The sequence below is a fragment of the Pseudomonas sp. PS02288 genome, assembly GCF_029959715.1.
In the GTDB taxonomy this organism is placed as follows: Bacteria; Pseudomonadota; Gammaproteobacteria; order Pseudomonadales; family Pseudomonadaceae; genus Pseudomonas_O; species Pseudomonas_O kuykendallii.
The window spans coordinates 15,161-33,876 of sequence record NZ_JASCPA010000014.1 but is presented as its reverse complement, the minus strand read 5'-3'; the positions used below and the strand labels follow the sequence as shown (position 1 = coordinate 33,876).

Below are 18,716 nucleotides of genomic sequence, written 5' to 3'. Positions count from 1 at the left end.
AAACCATGAATAGCCCGCACAGCGAACGCGATCCCCATGCGAATCCCGCGCCCCTGCTGGCCGGTGGCGTTCCCGGCGACCCCGAAGAACCCGGCCTGCCGCCGACGCCCAGCGAACCTGGCGAGCCGACGCTTCCCGACCAGCCGCCGCCGATCCCCGTAGCCTAGACGGGCCGACCACGAACGGGCGAACTGTACGCGTTGGGTGGGTCTAACCCACTCATCACGGTGACCCCGTTCCGAATTTCGCTCATGAGGAGGGCAGCGCATGGCGCAATGGACAATCAGCTATAACAACGACAACAACACTTCGACCCTGGACATCGAGTCCGCCGACAAACCGACCATGGAGCAGGCGGTCCTCGAAGTGCTCGAATGGGCGTCCCGCAACCTCGAGCGTGGCGAGTTCGGCGATGGCGAAGAAAGCAGCGCCGAGCCGGCGATGCGTCTACTCAACGACTACGGCATCACCATCACCGGCATCGCCGCCCGCTGATCCCTCTCCCGGCAGTGCCCACACGCCGCCGTCGCCCGCCAGGTAGAGCCTGGTTCCCGGGGCGGCGGCGACGTCCATTCCGCCGGTGAAACTGCCGAACGCCGGCAGCACGCTCACTCGTTTACCAATCTGGAAACACGGCAGCCGCAGGCTGAGCCGACCACGCCCGCGCAGCCGATGCACCGGGTGCAGGTGGCCGGCCAGCACGTGATGGCTGGGATGAGGATAAGGTTCATGCTGCAGGGCGAAGGGGCCAATCAGCAGCGGCTCGGCGGCGACCTCGATGTGCAGCTCGGCGGGCGGATCGCCGGCGCGGCGGTCGTGGTTGCCGCGGATCAGCGTCATCTGCAGCGCCGCATGCGCCTGCCGCCAATCGGCCAGCGCGGCGAGGGTGGCTGGGGCATGGGATTCCGGGGCGTGGAGGAAGTCGCCGAGAAAGATAATTCGCCGGCTGGGATAGCGCGCCAGCAGCGCGTCGAGACGCGCGAGGTTGGCTTCGGTGGTGCCGTGCGGCACCGGTTGGCCCAGCTTGCGGTAGGCGGCGGCCTTGCCGAAGTGCGCATCGGCGATCAGCAGCGCCTGCTGCGCCGGCCAGTGGATCGCCTTGTCGCCGAGCAGCCAGAGTTCGGCGCCGGCGAGGGTGATCGGCAGGTGGTCGGTCATCGGTTACAGCCTTTCGTTCATGCCTGTCGGTCGTTTGTGTGGCCACTCATTCGCCGGCCTTGCGCTTCTTGCGCGGTGTGCCGTCCTTGCGCGAACGCGAGGGTCGCGGCCGTGCGGTTTCGCGCTCCACCTCGATGCTGTCGCTGCGATAACCGCCCGCGCCGGCGATCTTCTCCAGGTCTTCGACCATGCGGCGGATGCGATCGGCGAGTTTTTCCGAACTCATGCTCTCGCGCATGCGTTCCACCAACAGCGGAAAGCCCAGCGGCGTCGGCCGCTTCACCGGGCGAATGTCCAGGCGCCGGGTCTGCAGGCGTTGCAGGGTCTGTTCCAGGCGCTGCACGTCCAGCTCCTGGCGCAGCACTTCTTCCTGGGCCTGGCCGAGCAGCAGGTTGTCCGGGTCGTACTGGCGGAACACGTCGAAGAACAGCCCGCTGGACGCCTGCAACTGGCGCGCGCTTTTCTGCGCGCCGGGGCGCCCGGCGAAGACCAGCCCGGCGACCCGCGCGATCTCGCGAAAGCGCCGCCGCGCCAGCTCGCCGGCGTTGAGGCTGCCGAGCACGTCGTGCAGCAAATCGTCGGTGGTGAACAGCTCCGCCGTCAGCCAGCGCGTCCAGTCGACCTCGGTGGCCGAGAGCAGCTCGAAGCCATAGTCGTTCACCGCGATGGAGAAGGTCACCGGGGTGCGCCGGGCCAGGCGCCAGGCCAGCAGGCTGGCGAGGCCGAGGTGAACGTGGCGGCCGGCGAAGGGGTAGAGGAACAGGTGCCAGCCTTCGCGCGAGCGCAGCACTTCGGCGAGCAGGCTGGTTTCCGTGGGCAGCGCCGACCAGTCCAGCTGCACCTGCAGCAACGGCTGCACCAGGCGCATCTCGGCGCTGGCGTATTCGCCGCGCGAGGCCGCGCCGAGCTTTTCCACCACGGCGTCCGCCAGCTCGCTGGAAAGGGGCATGCGCCCGCCGTTCCAGCGTGGCACCGCGGCCTTCTTGCCGGTGGCGCGGCGCACGTAGGCGGTCATGTTCTCGACCCGCACCAGTTCCAGCAGGCGACCGGCGAAGAGAAAGCCGTCACCGGGGCGCAGGCGGGCGATGAAACCCTCTTCCACCGAGCCCAGCGAGCCGCCGGCGCCACCGCGGGTCCAGTATTTCACCGTCAGGCTGGCATCGCTGACGATGGTGCCGATGCTCATCCGGTGGCGCAGCGCCAGACGCCGGTCGGGCACCTGCCAGAGGCCGTCTGCGTCGGGCTCTACGCGCTGGTAGTCGGGGTAGGCCGTCAGTGAGTGGCCGCCGTGGCGGACGAAGGCCAGCGCCCAGGCCCATTCGTCGTCGCTCAGGGCGCGGTAGGACCAGGTCTGGCGGACTTCGCGGAGCAGTTCGTCAGGACGGAAACCGCCGCCCAGCGCCATGCTCACCAGGTGCTGGACCAGCACGTCGAGCGGCTTCGCCGGCGCCTCGCGACCCTCGATGCGCCGCGCGGCGACGGCATCGTGGGCGGCGGCGGCCTCCACCAACTCCAGCGAATGGGTCGGCACCAGGGTCACCCGCGACGGACGGCCGGGGGCGTGGCCGGAGCGCCCGGCGCGCTGCATCAGCCGCGCCACGCCCTTCGGCGAACCGATCTGCAGCACCCGCTCCACCGGCAGGAAATCCACCCCGAGGTCGAGGCTGGAGGTGCACACCACGGCCTTCAGCGAACCGTCCTTCAGGCTCAGCTCGACCCAGTCGCGCACCTCGCGCGACAGCGAGCCGTGGTGCAGGGCGATCAGGCCCGCCCAGTCCGGGCGGGCTTCGAGGAGCGCCTGGTACCAGATTTCCGACTGCGCGCGGGTATTGGTGAAGACCAGCGAAGTGGCGGCGGATTCGACCTCGGCGACCACCTGCGGCAGCATCCGCAGGCCCAGGTGCCCGGCCCAGGGAAAGCGCTCGATGGCCGGCGGCAGCAGGGTATCGACGCGCAGCTCCTTGGCCATCTCGCCCTGCACCAGGTGACCGTCGCCCGGCGCCAACAGCACCTCCAGCGCGTGGGCCTGATTGCCCAGCGTGGCGGAGAGGCCCCAGACGATCAGCTGCGGGTTCCACAGGCGCAGCCGCGCCAGCGCCAATTGCAGCTGCACGCCGCGCTTGTTGCCGAGCAGCTCGTGCCATTCGTCCACCACCAGCATGCGCAGCCCGGCGAAGCTCTGCCGGGCGTCGGCTCGGGTCAGCAGCAGGGTCAGGCTTTCCGGCGTGGTCACCAGCGCGCTGGGCAGGCGGCGACCCTGGCGGGCGCGCTCGGCGCTGCCGGTATCGCCGGTGCGCAGGCCGATGCTCCAGTCGATCTCCAGCGCGTCCAGCGGCGCCTGCAGGGCGCGAGCGGTGTCGGCGGCGAGGGCGCGCATCGGGGTGATCCAGAGCACCGTCAGCGGTGCTGCCTTGTCGCCGCGTTTCGCCGGGGCGCTGCGCGGCCTGGCGAAGCGGTTCAGCGCGGCGAACCACACCGCGTAGGTCTTGCCGGCGCCGGTGGTGGCGTGCAGCAGGCCGGAGTCGCCCTCCTTCACCGCGCGCCACACGGCCTGCTGGAAGGGGAAGGGCGTCCAGCCCCGAGCGGCGAACCAGCGTGCGCCGAGGCTGCTCATGCCGCACGCTTCGCGGTGCCGGTGCGCGCGGCGCACTCTACGGTTTTCGTGTGCAGCTCGGCCCCGGCTCCCGTAGGGTGCGCCCTGCGCACCGCGGGGGAGTTTGACCGGGCACAGCGCTTCGTCCGGGGCGCTCCCGCAGGCTTGTCGGTGCGCGCGGCGCACCCTACGGTTTTCCTGAGCAGCGCCGCCCCGGCTCTCGTAGGGTGCGCCATGCGCACCGTGGACGGACTCAACCGGGCGGGCGGCCTCATCCGAGCCGCTCCCGCAGGCTTGCCGGTGCGCGCGGCGCACCCTACGGTTTTCGTGCGCAGCGAAGCCTCCACTCCCGTAGGGTGCGCCCTGCGCACCGCGAGCGGATTCAACCGAGTGGGCCGCCTCACCCGAGCAGCTCCCGCAGGCTTTCCAGGGTGTCGGCCTCGTCCACCGGCTTGTCGTGGCGCCAGCGCAGCATGCGCGGGAAACGCACGGCGATGCCGCTCTTGTGCCGACTGCTGGCGGCGATGCCTTCGAAGCCGAGCTCGAAGACCAGGCTCGGGGTGACGCTGCGCACCGGGCCGAACTTCTCCACGGTGGTCTTGCGCACGATGGCGTCGACCTTGCGCATTTCCTCGTCTGTGAGGCCGGAGTAGGCCTTGGCGAAGGGCACCAGCTTGCGTTCGGGATCGCCCGGCGCGCCATCCCAGACGGCGAAAGTGAAGTCGGTGTAGAGGCTGGCGCGACGGCCGTGGCCGCGCTGGGCGTAGATCAGCACCGCGTCCACCGAATAGGGGTCGACCTTCCACTTCCACCAGGTGCCGACGTCCTTGGTCCGGCCGACGCCGTACTGGCCGTCGCGGGCCTTGAGCATCATGCCCTCGACGCCCAGCTCGCGTGAGGCTTCGCGCTGGCGCGCCAGGTCGGCCCAGTCGCGGGCTTCGATGCGCGGCGAGAGCATCAGCACTTCCGGGCCGGCGGGCAGGCCGTCGAGCAGGTCGCCCGCGGTGCTTTCGGCGACCAGCGCTTCGAGCTGAGTACGACGCTGCTGCTGCGGGTGCTGGCGCCAGTCCTCGCCGCGCCATTCCAGCAGGTCGTAGGCGAGCAGCGCCACCGGCACCTGTTCCAGCACCTTGGCGGTCAGCGTCTTGCGTCCGATGCGTTGCTGCAGCAGGGCGAAGGGTTGCACGGCGAAGCGTTTCAGCGCCTCGCTGCCGGCCGTCGGGGTTGCCGCCGCGTTCCCGGCAAGGGCGTCTGGCGAGCCTTTCCAGACTACGATCTCGCCGTCGATCACGCAGCCGTCGGGCAGGCGCGCGGCCAGCGCCTGCAGTTCGGGAAAACGCTCGGTGACCAGTTCCTCGCCGCGCGACCAGACCCACAGCTGGCCGTCGCGCTTCACCAGTTGCGCGCGGATGCCGTCCCATTTCCATTCCACCAGCCAGTCCGCCGGTGCGCCGAGCTGGGCTTCGAAGTCTTCCAGCGGAAGTTGCAGCGGGTGGGCGAGGAAGAACGGATACGGCTGGCCGCCGCGCTGCGCGTGCTCGTCGGCGGATTCGGCGGCGATCAGCGCCCGATAGCCTTCGGCGCTCGGTCGGTGCGACAGATCGGTGTAGCCGACCAGCCGTTGCGCCACGCGCTTGGCGTCGAGGCCGCCGACGCTGGCCAGCGCGCGGGTCACCAGCAGTTTGGAGACGCCGACGCGGAAGGCGCCGGTGATCAGCTTGATGCAGACCATCAGGCTGCGCCGGTCGAGCTGCGCCCAGAGCCGCGGCAGGCGCTCGGCCAGCGCTTCCGGCGGCAGGCCGCGCAACGGCAGCAGCTTGTCCTGCATCCACGCAGCGAGCCCTTCGTCGGAGCTGTGCGGCGATTCCGGCAGCAGCAGCGAAATGGTTTCGGCGAGGTCGCCGACCGCCTGGTAGCTCTCCTCGAACAACCATTCCGGCAGCGCCGCCGCCTGCATCGCGGTCTCGCGCAGCAGCCGGCTCGGCACCAGCTGGCGTGGTCGCCCGCCGGATAGGAAATACACCGCCCAGGCGGCGTCGGCGGCGGGCACCTGCTGGAAGTAGAACTGCATGGCGGCGAGCTTGGCGTTGCTCGAAGTGGTGGCGTCGAGCCGTGCGTAGAGGTCGGCGAAGGCTTTCATCGGCGCGATTCCGGCGTGGCGCGGGCCTTCATGTCGGCTCCGCCGCGCTGTCGTCTTCCTCGCCGTACTCGGTCTCGAAGCCCTGGGCGTCGAGGCCCTTGTGTTCGCGCAGGTAGCGCACCAGGACCGCCACCGAGCCGTGGGTGACCATCACCCGTTCGGCGCCGGTCTGCTCGATGGCCCAAAGCAGGCCGGGCCAGTCGGCATGATCGGAGAGCACGAAGCCGCGGTCGACGCCGCGCCGGCGGCGGGTGCCGCGCAGCATCATCCAGCCGCTGGCGAAGGCATCGGAATAGTCGCCGAAGCGGCGCATCCAGGTGCTGCCGCCGGCCGAGGGCGGAGCGAGGACGATGGCCTGGCGCAGGCGCGGGTCGTTTTTCTTCAGGTCGCCGGCGTAGAGCGTTTCCGGGATGCGGATGCCGGCCTCGCGATAGACCCGGTTGAGCGGTTCCACCGAGCCGTGGGCGACGATCTGGCCGATGCTTTCGTCCAGCCCGTGGAGAATCCGCTGGGCCTTGCCGAAGGCATAGCAGAACAGTACCGACGGGCGCCCGGCGGCGGCGTTGGCGCGCCACCAGTCGTTGACCTCGGTGAAGATTTCCGCCTGCGGTTGCCAGCGGTAGATCGGCAGGCCGAAGGTCGATTCGGTGATGAAGGTGTGGCAGCGCACCGGCTCGAAGGGCGCACAGGTGCCATCCGGTTCGACCTTGTAATCACCCGAAGCGACCCAGACTTCGCCGCGGTACTCCAGTCGCACCTGCGCCGAGCCGAGCACGTGGCCGGCAGGGTGGAAGCTAAGGGTGACGCCGTGGTGTTCGAGGCGCTCGCCGTAGGCCAGGGTCTGCAGCGGCATGTCCGCGGCGATGCGCGAGCGCAGTATGCCTTCGCTGTCCGCCGCGGCCAGGTAATGGCCCATGCCCCAGCGCGCGTGGTCGCCGTGGGCGTGGGTGATCACCGCGCGCTCGACCGGGCGCCAGGGGTCGATGTAGAAGTCGCCGGGCGGGCAGTAGAGTCCTTCGGGGCGGGCGATGACGAGGTCCATGGGGCTCTGCGCTGACGGGCTTGTCAGTTTGGAGCGACGGCGACGCGGCGAAGTTCGCCGCCTTGACCGGAGGCGCACCCGGCGAAACGGGTGCGCACGCCGCTATCCGCGGATCATTTCGCCGGCAGCAGGTAGAGGCGTTTGTTGCCGTAGGCGCGGTCGAGGTTTTCCGCCTTGAACGGGAAGGTCTGGTACTGCGCCTTGAGCCAGGCGTCGATGCCGTCCGCGTAGTTCTTGCTGGCCGGGTTGCCGGATTGCCCGGAGCTGTTGACGCCCATCAGCGGCTCGTCGCGGCCGAAGTCGACGACGATGCGCATGGCCGGCACCAGCCAGGTGTCGAAATCCGCGCCCCAGTGGTAGGCGGAGACGTTCAGCGTGCTGTGGTCGCCGCCGGCCATGTACGGGCCGCGGTCCAGGTAGCCTTTGATCGCATCGACCTTGGCGCGCTCGCCGGCGGCCATGTGCGGCGCCATCTTGCTGGCGTCGCTGGCGAAGGTATAGGTGTGCAGCTTGCCCCACTGCCAGGCGCTGCGGTCGCTGCCGAGCTTGCTTTCGGTGAAGGTGACGGCGGCGGCCAGGCTGCGCGCGAGGATCGCCGGCTTGTCTTCCTTCTGCGGCGTGTTGACGTCATCCCAGAACGGGCTGTCGACGCGGCCGAGCAGGTGGTCGGCCTGCGCCGAGTAGGAGGTGTCGGCGGTCTGCACCAGGGCTTTCCAGGCCGGGCTGGTCTCCGGGCCGAGCTCGTCGAGGAAGGTCTGCCGCGCGTTTTCGTAGAGGAAGGCCTCGTACAGCGCGGCGTCGGCCGAGTTCGCCGCCAGCTTGCCGTCGAAGACGCGCAGGCGGTCCAGCGCCTCGCGCGCCTTGCCGCGCTGGTCGGCGGGCAGGGCGTCGATGGCGTTCTTCAGCGGTCCGGCCATCAGTGGCTCGTCGAACATCGCCTTGAGCTTGGCGGCGAACGGCGTGGTCTGGTCGTACTGCATGGCGACCATGCTCTGCGCGTCCTGCTTGCCGCGCCCGGCCAGTTCGGCGATGCGCTCGGCGCGCTCCGGGTAGTACCAGGAGTTGGACAGCTGCACGCCGTAGCCGCCCTGCACGGTGCGGTTGTTGGCGGTGCCCAGCCAGCCCTGCGGCGGGTCCTGGTCGTAGGGGAAGAGCATCGAGTCGGCGTAGCCGTCCCAGCCGTAGCGGTCGTCCCAGCCCGGCGAGGGCATCAGGCCGCGGCCCAGGCGGCGGTTCGGGTAGCGCCCGGTGACCTGCCAGCCGATGTGCTCGGCGTCGGCGAAGACGATGTTCAGCGCCATCGCCTGCACGCCGCGGGTGATGTCGAACGCCTGCTCCACCGACTTGGCGCGCGACAGGTCGAAGAACGCATCGAGGGTCTTGTCACCGTCAGGCTGGATGCTCTTGAGCGCCAGCCCGTAGCCGCTGGACAGCTGCAGCGGTTGCAGCGGGGTCTTGCGCTCGCCCAGCACGCTGTTCAGCAGCGGACCGTTGCGCGTCTCGTAGATGACCTCGCGCAGCGGTTTCTGGCCTTTGACGAAGAAGGTCTCGCTGCGCTCGCGCGCCGGCTGCCATTTGCCGTTGACCTGGTAGTAGAGGCGGCCGCCTTCCTTCTTCACCTTCTCTAGGAACAGGTCCTGGTTGTCGCCCATGACCATGGTCATGCCCCACGCCAGCTTGCCGTTGAAGCCGGCGACCACGGCCGGCACGCCGGCGATGGACACCCCGGCGGCGTTGTACTTGGGTGAGCGGATCTGCACGAAATTCCACAGCGACGGCATCGACAGCGGCAGGTGCGTGTCGTTGGCCAGCAGGCTCTTGCCGCTGCGGCTCTTGTACGGTGCGATCGCCCAGTTGTTGGAGGCGGCAACGCCGAGCATGTTCAAGCTGGCGACCTGCGCGGCGGCGGAATCCACGGCGGCGAGGCCGGGAATCTGACCTCCGAGGTTGAGGGCCTTGAGCTTGTCCGCTTCGTCGAACGGCAGCGCTTCGTCCGGGTAGGTCGGCAGCAGCCAGGCGAGCTTGTCGCTGCCGACCTTCTGCGCCAGCACCAACGAATCGATTTCTTCCTGCAGGTTCACCGCCAGGCCGAAGTTCAGCAGGCAGAACACCAGCACCGAATCCTCCGGTTTCCAGTAGGCCGGTTTGTAGCCGGACTCGGCGAGGTCCATCGGCAGCTTGTCGCGGTAGCGATAGAGGTAGGCGTTGACCCCGCGCGAATACACCTCGAAGAACTGCTTGAGGCGCGGCGAGGCGTTCTTGTAGAGCACCTCGGCGCTGGCGCGCAGGTTCACTGCGCGCATGAAACGGTCGATCTCCAGCGCGCCGGGACCGGCCATCTCCGACAGCCGCCCCTCGGCCATCAGGCGCATGCCGACCATCTGGCTGAGGCGGTCGCTGGCGTGCACGTAGCCCAGCGCGAACAGTGCGTCGTGGAAGTTGCCGCTCTCGATCAGCGGCATGCCCAGCGGGTTGCGCCGCACCACCGCGCTTTCCGCCACACCCTTGATGCGCAGCACGCCCTGGTCGGGCGCCACGCTGTCGGCGTAGCGGCTGTCGAGCAGGGACTGGCAACCGGCGAGGCCGAGCAGGGCGCCGAAGCCCAGGCCAAGGGACGCACCGGTCAGCGGACGGAACAGGCGAAAGCGCATGCGAAAAGCCTCTTGCAGCGAAGACGATAGGAAGAGGTGAAGGGCGAGGTTTCGGTCAGCCTAGCAAAGGCGCTGGCTACCGGCGCGGCAACGCGCCGCGAAGGCGAGCTAAGGTAGTGAGCGACGCGGCGGCTGGCAAGGGGCGCGCGGGGCAAATTCAGCGTGGTCCGGTTGGGCTGGAATCAGGCGGGCAGCCGGGGCGACGGCTGCCCGGGAACGCGTCAGGCGCCGTGGCACTTCTTGAATTTCTTCTCGCTGCCGCACGGGCACGGATCGTTGCGACCGACGTCCTTCAGCGGGTTGCGCAGCGGTTCCTGGTGCGCGTGGCCGCAGTCGGGACCGTGCACGTGATGGTGATGCTCATGCTCATGGTCATGGTTGCAATCGGGGCCATGGACATGGGGTTCTTGGGACATGGAAAGCTACTCCGGTAGGTAATCGCCGGGGATTATCTCGCCTATGCGCAGAACCTGCACGTTGCGGGAGAACATTCCGGTCTTGACCTCGCCCTTGAGGCGGTAGTGGATCGGCGCCTCGGGTTCCTCGAGCATCTTCACCATGCCCTTGACGTGGCGCCAGAGGTTGGTGCGCACCGGGATCTCGAAGGTCTGGTGGCCATGCGCGGGCACGCTGACGTGCTTGTTGAACTCGCCTTCGGCCAGCGGGATGTCGTTCAGGTAGATGTCGTAGATGAGGCCGCGCACCGACAGGCGAACGTCGTTCGGGTTATCGATCCGGAAACGCAGCGTGAAGCGTTGCTCCAGCAAGCGGGCCTTGACCACCTCGACCTTGACCAGACGGACCTCGGGGTCCTCCAGGTGGCTGGTGAACCAGGTCGAGCAACCCACCTGACTGGCGCTCAGGGCGAGCAGTGCCAGAAGGCCGAGAATTCTTGCTAGGGAAACCTGGGAAAACATGCCGGTACTCCGATTGACGGCTGAGTGTAACAAGCAACTGCTCGGCGGCAATCGGTTGTGGAGGGAAAAAAAGCTGCGCCATACTGCAGACGGTTTTTACAGGAGTTTCACCCATGAGGCTTTACGAGATCGCTTTCAGCGGCCGATTGATGCCCGGCGCACAACCCGATGCGGTCAAGGCCAACCTGGCGCGTCTGTTCCAGGCCGACGCGCAACGCATCGCGTTGCTCTTCTCCGGCCGGCGCATGGTGATCAAGAACAACCTCGACGAAGCGGCGGCGGAAAAGTACCGCGTCGCGCTGGAGCGAGCCGGCGCGCTGGCCGAAGTCAGCTCGATGGAAGTGGATGTGGAGGAGGTCGAAATGGCGCCGCCTCCGCCGATGCCGGCCGCCGCGTCGCCGGCTGAGTCCGCGCCGACGCGTCGGCTGCAGGTGGCACCTCGCGACGAGTACATGGCGGCCTTCGTCGATGTCGAGGCGCCGGATTTCGGCATCGCGCCCGTCGGGGCGGACCTGCAGGACCGCAAACCCGAACCGGAGGCGCCGGCGGTCGATCTTTCTGCGCTCAGCCTGGCACCGGTCGGCAGCGACATGGGGCAGGCCAAGGCGGCGCCCGCCGCCCCAGCCCCGGATGTCTCGCACATCAGGCTGATGTAATCAGAAGAAACCCGCACAGCACTTCTTGAATTTCTGCCCGCTGGCACAGGGGCAGGGGTCGTTTCGTCCCGCGTTCAGCGGCACGCCCGGGTCGATGAAGTACCAATGGCCGGCGTTCTGCACGAACGCCGAGCGCTCGTGCTGGGCGTGCTCGCCCTGGCCGTCGTGCCAGCGCGCGACGAACGTCACGAAGGCATGTTCGGGCTGGCCGCCGAGCACCTCGCTGCTTTCCACCTGCAGACCCAGCCAGGTGCTTTGCGCGCTCCAGGCCGCCATCGCGCCGCGGTCCAACGCCGACTGCTGGGCGGGGAGGGTGGTCGCGACGAGGTAATCGATCAGCCCGAGCACATAGGCGCTGTAGCGACTGCGCATCAGCTGCTCGGCGCTCGGCGCCGGCGTTCCGCCGTGGTAACGACCGCAACATTCGATCAGCAGGCTGCCGCTGCCGCAGGGACAACTGGGACTCATGGCTTCACCACCAGTATTTGCCGAAGTTTTCCGGGTTGGCCCAGAACCGGGCGTTCAGCCAGTCCGGGACCTGCTTGTAATCATGTAGATCATAGGTGAACAGGGTAAGCACCTGCGCCTCGCGGCGGAAACGTTCCCGGGCCTGCATCCCTAGCGAATAGAAGTCGGTGGCCTGCCAGTCGCTGGCGGCCAGGTCGACCAGCACGGCCAGCCGATGAGCGTTCAGGTTGCGGATGCCGCCAAGCAGTTCCAGGCCGCTTCGCTTGGGCAGATGCTCGAGGCAATCGGCGACCACCGCCAATGCATAGCGCTGCGCTGCGATGGCTGCCGGCAGCGGGCCGGGGGCCACATAATCTATCTGGCAGCTCGGGTGCGTATCGCGGTAGGCTTGCAGCGCTGGCAGATCGCTGGCGCCAGCCAACAGCAGGCGTTCAGGGGACTGGCTTTCCAGTAATGCAGCCAGGGCTTGTTGGGGTGTTCGTTGCGAAAAGCTTTCCGTCATTGGGGAACCTCAGCGTGAAGCAGAGAGACTAACGTCTCGAACCCTCATGGCACAGGGCCAGTCGCCCACGCCTGGCGGACTTATAAAAGCGTTGCCATCCAAAGTGTCGGCATACGATCCGATTCTTCCAAGGAGACTTCACATGAGCATGTTAAGGAAAGCTGTACCGCTGGTTCTGATTTCCGGCGTTCTGACCGGTTGTGCTGGTGTACAGAAATCCGACTGGCCGATGTGCGCGGCTGTCGGCGGCGTCACCGGTGCCGCTCTGGGCGCCATCGAAAGCAGCGCTTACGCTGGTTGGGGCGTGCTGGTAGGCGGCGCGACTGCTGCAGCCTATTGCTGGGTCCACGGTCAGGGTGAAGAAACCGTCGCCTACGTCGAAGAGACCCCTGCTCCGGCACCCGCTCCGGCTCCGGAACCGGCTGCTGAAGCCGTTCGCGTCGAACTCGACGTGAAATTCGACTTCGACAAGTCCACCGTGAAATCGGAAAGCATGGGCGACATCCAGAACCTGGCCGACTTCATGAAGCAGTATCCGCAGACCACCACCGTCGTCGAAGGCCACACCGACTCCGTCGGCACCGACGCCTACAACCAGAAACTGTCCGAGCGCCGCGCCAGTGCCGTTCGCGACGTTCTGGTCAACAAGCTGGGTGTCTCGGGCGCTCGTGTCGAGTCCGTTGGCTACGGCGAGTCGCGTCCGGTTGCCGACAACGCAACTGACGCCGGCCGTGCCATCAACCGTCGCGTTGAAGCCGCTGTGGAAGCCGAAGCCAAGTAATCTTGCGCCGAGGCCACGCCGGCCAAGGCCGGCGTTCCACGAAAAACCCGCTTCGGCGGGTTTTTTTATGCATCGGGCAATGCCTTCGTCGGGGTCATCGGCTAGCATCCCGGCACGCGTGGCGGGTGCCGTCGCGAACACATGGAAGGAAGTCGGATGAAACTGTTGAGCCTGTTGGGCAAAGCCATCGTGCTAGTGTTCTGGCTGGTGCTGCTGGTGAACTTGCTGCAGCCCTTCGCCGCGCCGTTCGCGCTGCTGCTGAATCTCTGCGGCGTGGTGTTCCTGGTCGCGCACGTGATCGAGATCCTGGTATTTCGCGCGCGCCTGCAGGGCTGTCCCAAGCCCTGGTCCGATCGCCTGCAGATCATGCTTTTTGGCGTGTTCCACCTGCTGGCGCTGCGTCCGGCCAAATCGGCCGAGTGAACCTCAGAAGCTCGGCCGCGCGGCGACGATCGCCACCAGAGCCAGGCCGAGCAGCAGGTTGATGCCCACCAGGCGGCGAATCTTCCCCAGCGCCGCGCCACCCGCCGGCCAGTCCTCGGCGTCCACCGCCTGGCGCAGCGCCGGCAACTGCAGCAGCTTCACCCGCAGGAACAGCGCGAGCATCGCCAGGTACAGGCCGATCATCACGTGCACATAGCGCGGCGCGGTCTCGAAGCCGGTGAAGCGCAGTTGCAACAGGCCGATGCCGCTGACCGGCAGGATCAGCACCGCCACCCACACCCAGACGAAGAACCGGCGGAACACCTCGAGCCACAGGCGCAGCCGCTGCGGCGGCTCCAGCGCCACGACCGCGGCGGGCCGCAGGACCATCCAGGCGAAGAACATGCCGCCCACCCAGACCAGCGCGGCGAGTACGTGAAGGGCGTAAACAAGGGCGTAGAGCGTCATTCGGGCTATCTCCGGAGGGTTGGGGGAGGAAACAGGGGTGTGGCGATACGGCGTCGGGATCGGCGGAAACGCCCATTCGGGACAGATACAGATCGCGTTACCGACGGATTTCCTCGTGCCTGTCCGTCGCCCGCCGCTTTTGTAAACACCCCTCTGGCGAAACGCGCGCTATCATAGCGACCCGCTCGAAACACTGAAAATTTATCCAGCCCTCCGGCTTTCCGACGCCCATGCTCAGCACCGAACTCAAGTCCCAGATCCAGGGCGCCTATTCCCGTTTTCTCGAAGCCAAGGGGCTGAAGCCGCGCTATGGCCAGCGCCTGATGATCGCCGAGGTGGCGAAGGTGCTCGGCGCGATCTCCACCGACGACGAGAACCGCCGCGACAGCGATCCGGCGGTGGTGGCGGTCGAGGCGGGCACCGGCACCGGCAAGACCGTGGCCTACGCGCTGGCGACCATTCCCATCGCCAAGGCGGCGGGCAAGCGCCTGGTGATCGCCACGGCGACGGTCGCGTTGCAGGAGCAGATCGTGCACAAGGACCTTCCGGACTTGATGCGCAACAGCGGCCTGAACTTCAGCTTCGCGCTGGCCAAGGGGCGCGGGCGCTACCTGTGCCTGTCCAAGCTCGACATGCTGCTGCAGGAAGGCCAGGCGCAAAGTGCCACCGCGCAGCTGTTCGAGGAAGACGGCTTTAAAATCGACGTCGACGAGAACAGCCAGAAGCTGTTCAACCAGATGATCGAGAAGCTCGCCGGCAACCGCTGGGACGGCGACCGCGACTCCTGGCCCGAAGCGCTGGAGGACCAGCACTGGGCGCGGCTGACCACCGACCACAGCCAGTGCACCAACCGGCATTGCCCGAATTTCCAGCAGTGCGCCTTCTACAAGGCGCGCGAAGGCATGACCAAGGTCGACGTGATCGTCACCAACCACGACATGGTGCTCGCCGACCTCGCCCTCGGCGGCGGTGCGGTGCTGCCCGACCCGCGCGACACGCTCTACGTGTTCGACGAAGGCCACCACCTGCCGGACAAGGCGATCGGCCATTTCGCGCATTTCACCCGCCTGCGTTCCACCGCCGACTGGCTGGCGCAGATGGAGAAGAACCTGACCAAGCTGCTCGCCCAGCACCCGTTGCCGGGCGAACTCGGCCGGCTGATCGAGAAGGTCCCGGAGCTGACCCGCGAGCTGCGCAGCCAGCAGCAGTTCATGTTCGCCGCCTGCGAACAGCTCGCCGATTTCAAGGCCGGCGAAGACATGGAGGGCCGCGAGCGGCCGCGCCATCGCTTCGTCGGCGGCCTGGTACCCGAGCACCTGCGCGAACTGGGCATCGAGCTGAAGAAGGGCTTTTCCCAGCTCACCGACGTGTTCACCCGGCTGGCCGAACTGCTCAAGCAGGCGATGGACGGGGAGCCTGGCCTGGGCATCGCCAGCCACCAGGCCGAGGAGTGGTACCCGCTGTTCGGCAGCCTGCTGGCGCGTGCCCAGGGCAACTGGGAGCTGTGGACCGCGTTCACCGCCGAGGACCCGGAAAACAGCCCGCCGATGGCGCGCTGGCTGACCCTCGCCGACAGCGGCGCGCTCTACGACATCGAGGTCAACGCCAGTCCGATCCTGGCCGCCGAGACCCTGCGGCGCAACCTGTGGAACGTCGCCTACGGTGCGCTGGTGACCTCGGCGACGCTCACCGCGCTGAGCACCTTCGACCGTTTCCGCATGCGTGCCGGGCTGCCCAAGGCCGCGGTCACCGCCATCGTGCCGAGCCCGTTCCACCACGCCGATGCCGGTGTGCTGCGGGTGCCGGACCTCAAAGCCGACCCGCGCGACGCTGCCGCGCACACCGCGGCGATCATTCGCGAGCTTCCGCGGATGGTGGAAGGTGCGCGCGGCACCCTGGTGCTGTTCTCCTCGCGCCGACAGATGCAGGACGTCTTCGACGGCCTCGAGCGCGATTGGCGCAAGCGTGTGTTCATCCAGGGCAACCTGTCCAAGCAGGAAACCCTGAACAAGCACAAGGCGCGGGTCGACGACGGCGAGGCTAGCGTGCTGTTCGGCCTGGCCAGCTTCGCCGAGGGCGTCGACCTGCCGGGCGCCTACTGCGAGCACGTGGTGATCGCCAAGATTCCCTTCGCCGTGCCGGACGACCCGGTGGAAGCGGCGCTGTCGGAATGGATTGAGGCACGCGGCGGCAACCCGTTCATGGAAATCGCCGTGCCGGACGCCTCGCTGCGCCTGATCCAGGCCTGTGGCCGCCTGCTGCGTACCGAAGCCGACCGCGGCACCATCACCTTGCTCGACCGTCGACTGGTCACCCAGCGCTACGGCAAGGCGATCCTCAATGCCCTGCCGCCGTTCCGCCGTGAAATTGCCTGAGGGCGAACGCCCGCTGCACCAGGGATTGGGCATTCTTTCCCGACATCGTTGTCTACTGCCGGTCGTAATGGAGATACCGCCTCATGATTCACCGCTCGTTGTCCACGTTGTTCGCCCTGTTGCTGAGCGCGCCGGCGCTCGCCGCGTCCGAACCCGCCGCCGCACCGGCGGCGGTTCCTGAGCCGGCGCCGCAGGTGCTGTTCAACTTCGTCCGCCCCACCGACGTGGTGAAGGTGCAGACCAACGATGCGTTCTTTCCCGAACTGACCGCGGAAAGCACCCCGGAGGGGGAAATCCTCCGCCGCCTGGTGTTCAACCCGGCGCCGAAGCCGAGCCTGATCCTCACGCCGCAACAGGGCACCTGGGACTGGTCGCAGATGCGTGCCATGAGCCTGCGCCTGCAAAGCGCGATGGACTGGGCGCTGACCGTCGACGTGCGCATCGAGAGTGCCGACGGCAAGGCGCTGACCACCCGCATCGCTCTGCCGGCCGGCCCGGCGCAGACCCTGCTGGTGCCGCTGCAGGCCACCTCCCCGCGGGCGCTGGGCATGCGCGCCGGCCTGCCGATGCCGTGGGCGCGGGGCGATCGCAAGCTGCTCCTGGCGGATACCGTCGAGGGCGAGCTGAACCCCGCCCAGGTCAGTTCGGTGACAGTATCCCTGAGCAATCCGGACGTGGCGCAGAACATCCTGCTCGGCCGCTTCGGCGTGCGTGGCGACCAAGACTTCCACGACGCCTACAAGGGCACCGTCGATGGTTTCGGCCAGTACACGCGCGGCAACTGGCCGGAGAAGGTCAGGAGCGACGAGCAACTGCGCGCCGCCGCGGCGAAGGACGCCGAACAGGTCAGGAAGTGGCAGCAGCAGTTGCCGCAGCAGGATCGTTATGGCGGCTGGCTGCGCGGCCCTTCGTTCCCGGCCAAGGGCTTCTTCAATACGCTCGAGCAGGACGGTCGCTGGTACCTGGTGACCCCGGACGGCCATCCGTACTTCTCCCTCGGCGTCAACGCGGTGACCCTGCAGCAGAGCCAGACCTACGTCGAGGGTCGCGAAAGCATGTTCAGCGACCTGCCGCCCGCCGACGGCCCGCTGGGGCGGTTCTATGGCAAGGGCGACAACCGCAGCGACACCGGCGCCAACAAGGGCCGCGCCTACGCCAGCGGACGCTGGTTCGACTTCTACAACGCCAACCTCGAGCGTCAGTACGGCGACCTGCCGTGCGCCGGCTCCAGCGAGTGCGTGGGCTGCACGCCCGCCGCGCTCACTGCGAACTCCGCCGCTCCCGCGCCGAAACCGGAAGTCGTGGTGCCGGGCAGCGAGACGCACCTGAGCGCGCCGGCCTCGGCAGCCGCCGCGCCGAGCGATGCGCCGAAAAGCGACGCCGAACCGCCGACCGCGGAAGAATGCGACCGTCTCAAGCGCGCCTCCGCCGTCGAGCACTGGGCGGCGCGCAGCATCGACCGGCTGAAGGCCTGGGGCTTCAACACCATCGGCAACTGGAGCGACGGAGAACTGGGGGACGCCAGGCGCATGCCGTTCACCGTGCCGCTGTCGATTTCCGGCGACTACGCCACCATCAGCACCGGCCACGACTGGTGGGGCGGAATTCCTGATCCCTTCGATCCGCGTTTCGCCATGGCCGCCGAGCGCGCCATCGCCATCGCCGCCCGCGGCCACCGCGACGACCCCTGGCTGATCGGCTTCTTCGCCGACAACGAGCTTTCCTGGGCCGCGCCGGGCAGCGAGCCGCACGATCGCTACGCCATCGCCTACGGTACCCTGCGCCTGACCACGGACGTGCCGGCCAAGCGCGCCTTCCTCAAGCAGTTGCGCGACAAGTACCGCAACGAGCAGGGCCTGTCGAAGGCCTGGGGCATCGACCTGGAGCACTGGGAGCTGATGGAAGACCCCGGCTTCGAAGCGCCGCTGCCAAGCCCGGAACACCCGGCCGTCGAGGAAGACCTGCAGTACTTCCAGCGGGTGTTCGCTGAAACCTACTTCAAGACGATCTCCGACTCGCTGGAATGGCACGCGCCGAACCACCTGCTGCTGGGCGGCCGCTTCGCCATCAGCACGCCGGAGGCGGTCGCCGCCTGTGCCAAGTACTGTGATGTCCTGAGTTTCAACTTCTATACCCGGGAGCCGCAGCAGGGTTACGACTTCGAGGCGCTGCGCAAGCTGGATAAGCCGGTGATGGTCACCGAATTCCACTTCGGTTCGCGTGACCGCGGGCCGTTCTGGGGTGGCGTCGCCGAGGTCTACAGGGAAGAAGAGCGCGGGCCGGCCTATGCCAACTTCATCGCGCGCGCCATTGCCGAGCCGACGATCGTCGGCGCGCACTGGTTCCAGTATCTCGACCAGCCGGTGACCGGTCGCCTGCTTGATGGCGAGAACGGCCACCTGGGGCTGGTGGGCATCACCGACCTGCCTTACCAAGGTTTCGTGGAGGCGGTGCGCAAGGCCAACCTGGCGGTCCCGGAGAAGTGGCTGCCGGACACGGGAAAGGCGAAAACGCCCTGACCGGCGACGCGCAGCCGCCCTTG

General features: G+C 67.8%; 16 protein-coding genes and 1 pseudogene. 7 read left to right on the top strand and 10 right to left on the bottom strand.

Features of this window, described 5'->3' with window-relative positions:
* Positions 1-5 precede the first annotated feature (5 nt).
* Positions 6-167, top strand: a complete 162-nt coding sequence (locus tag QMX85_RS08210; RefSeq protein WP_282339726.1) for a hypothetical protein — start codon at positions 6-8, stop codon at positions 165-167.
* A gap of 100 nt (positions 168-267) precedes the next feature.
* Positions 268-495 (top strand): hypothetical protein, encoded by a 228-nt coding sequence (locus QMX85_RS08205; protein ID WP_273231828.1) that lies wholly within the window; start codon positions 268-270, stop codon positions 493-495.
* Here QMX85_RS08205 and pdeM read toward each other — a convergent pair.
* From pdeM to QMX85_RS08170, 7 genes are all read right to left on the bottom strand, one after another.
* Complete coding sequence (gene pdeM / locus QMX85_RS08200; RefSeq protein ID WP_282339721.1) at positions 448-1,158, bottom strand: ligase-associated DNA damage response endonuclease PdeM; 711 nt, start codon at positions 1,156-1,158, stop codon at positions 448-450. The two genes, QMX85_RS08205 and pdeM, sit on opposite strands and share 48 nt — an antisense overlap.
* A 46-nt stretch (positions 1,159-1,204) precedes the next feature.
* Entirely contained in the window at positions 1,205-3,772 is a 2,568-nt protein-coding gene (locus QMX85_RS08195) for a ligase-associated DNA damage response DEXH box helicase (RefSeq protein WP_282339719.1), read from the bottom strand.
* Positions 3,773-4,151: 379 nt separating this feature from the next.
* Positions 4,152-5,891, bottom strand: a complete 1,740-nt coding sequence (locus QMX85_RS08190; RefSeq protein WP_282339717.1) for an ATP-dependent DNA ligase — start codon at positions 5,889-5,891, stop codon at positions 4,152-4,154.
* 28 nt (positions 5,892-5,919) lie between these two features.
* Positions 5,920-6,933: a ligase-associated DNA damage response exonuclease gene (locus QMX85_RS08185; protein ID WP_282339715.1), complete on the bottom strand. Its 1,014-nt coding sequence runs from the start codon at positions 6,931-6,933 to the stop codon at positions 5,920-5,922.
* Positions 6,934-7,046: 113 nt separating this feature from the next.
* Positions 7,047-9,584, bottom strand: coding sequence for a penicillin acylase family protein (locus QMX85_RS08180; protein ID WP_282339713.1), 2,538 nt, complete (start codon positions 9,582-9,584; stop codon positions 7,047-7,049).
* 221 nt (positions 9,585-9,805) lie between these two features.
* The gene (locus QMX85_RS08175) at positions 9,806-10,000 is read right to left on the bottom strand and encodes an SEC-C metal-binding domain-containing protein (RefSeq protein WP_282339711.1); all 195 of its coding nucleotides are present in this window, start codon (positions 9,998-10,000) and stop codon (positions 9,806-9,808) included.
* A 6-nt stretch (positions 10,001-10,006) separates the two neighbouring features.
* Entirely contained in the window at positions 10,007-10,501 is a 495-nt protein-coding gene (locus QMX85_RS08170) for an LEA type 2 family protein (RefSeq protein WP_282339709.1), read from the bottom strand.
* Positions 10,502-10,614: 113 nt separating this feature from the next.
* Between QMX85_RS08170 and QMX85_RS08165 the strand changes: the two genes are divergently transcribed.
* Positions 10,615-11,157: a hypothetical protein gene (locus QMX85_RS08165; protein ID WP_282339707.1), complete on the top strand. Its 543-nt coding sequence runs from the start codon at positions 10,615-10,617 to the stop codon at positions 11,155-11,157.
* Here the strand turns inward: QMX85_RS08165 and QMX85_RS08160 are convergent, their stop codons facing one another.
* Both QMX85_RS08160 and QMX85_RS08155 read right to left on the bottom strand, forming a co-directional pair.
* A complete protein-coding gene (locus tag QMX85_RS08160; protein WP_282339706.1) occupies positions 11,158-11,625 on the bottom strand; it encodes a YchJ family protein in 468 nt (155 codons plus the stop codon).
* A gap of 4 nt (positions 11,626-11,629) precedes the next feature.
* Positions 11,630-12,127 (bottom strand): DUF6231 family protein, encoded by a 498-nt coding sequence (locus QMX85_RS08155; protein WP_282339705.1) that lies wholly within the window; start codon positions 12,125-12,127, stop codon positions 11,630-11,632.
* A 418-nt stretch (positions 12,128-12,545) separates the two neighbouring features.
* Between QMX85_RS08155 and QMX85_RS08150 the strand changes: the two are divergent.
* Both QMX85_RS08150 and QMX85_RS08145 read left to right on the top strand, forming a co-directional pair.
* A pseudogene (locus tag QMX85_RS08150) lies at positions 12,546-12,908 on the top strand (OmpA family protein); the annotation flags it as partial.
* A gap of 156 nt (positions 12,909-13,064) precedes the next feature.
* Positions 13,065-13,331 carry a DUF1145 domain-containing protein gene (locus QMX85_RS08145; protein WP_282339704.1) on the top strand — a complete coding sequence of 89 codons (267 nt, stop codon included), beginning with the start codon at positions 13,065-13,067 and terminating at the stop codon, positions 13,329-13,331.
* A 3-nt stretch (positions 13,332-13,334) separates the two neighbouring features.
* Here the strand turns inward: QMX85_RS08145 and QMX85_RS08140 are convergent, their stop codons facing one another.
* Positions 13,335-13,799 (bottom strand): CopD family protein, encoded by a 465-nt coding sequence (locus tag QMX85_RS08140; protein WP_282339702.1) that lies wholly within the window; start codon positions 13,797-13,799, stop codon positions 13,335-13,337.
* 230 nt (positions 13,800-14,029) lie between these two features.
* On the opposite strand from QMX85_RS08140, the gene dinG reads away from it, so the two are divergent.
* Positions 14,030-16,174, top strand: a complete 2,145-nt coding sequence (gene dinG, locus QMX85_RS08135) for an ATP-dependent DNA helicase DinG (RefSeq protein ID WP_282339700.1) — start codon at positions 14,030-14,032, stop codon at positions 16,172-16,174.
* Between the two features lie 83 nt (positions 16,175-16,257).
* Positions 16,258-18,693 (top strand): beta-agarase, encoded by a 2,436-nt coding sequence (locus tag QMX85_RS08130; RefSeq protein ID WP_282339698.1) that lies wholly within the window; start codon positions 16,258-16,260, stop codon positions 18,691-18,693.
* Positions 18,694-18,716 lie beyond the last annotated feature (23 nt).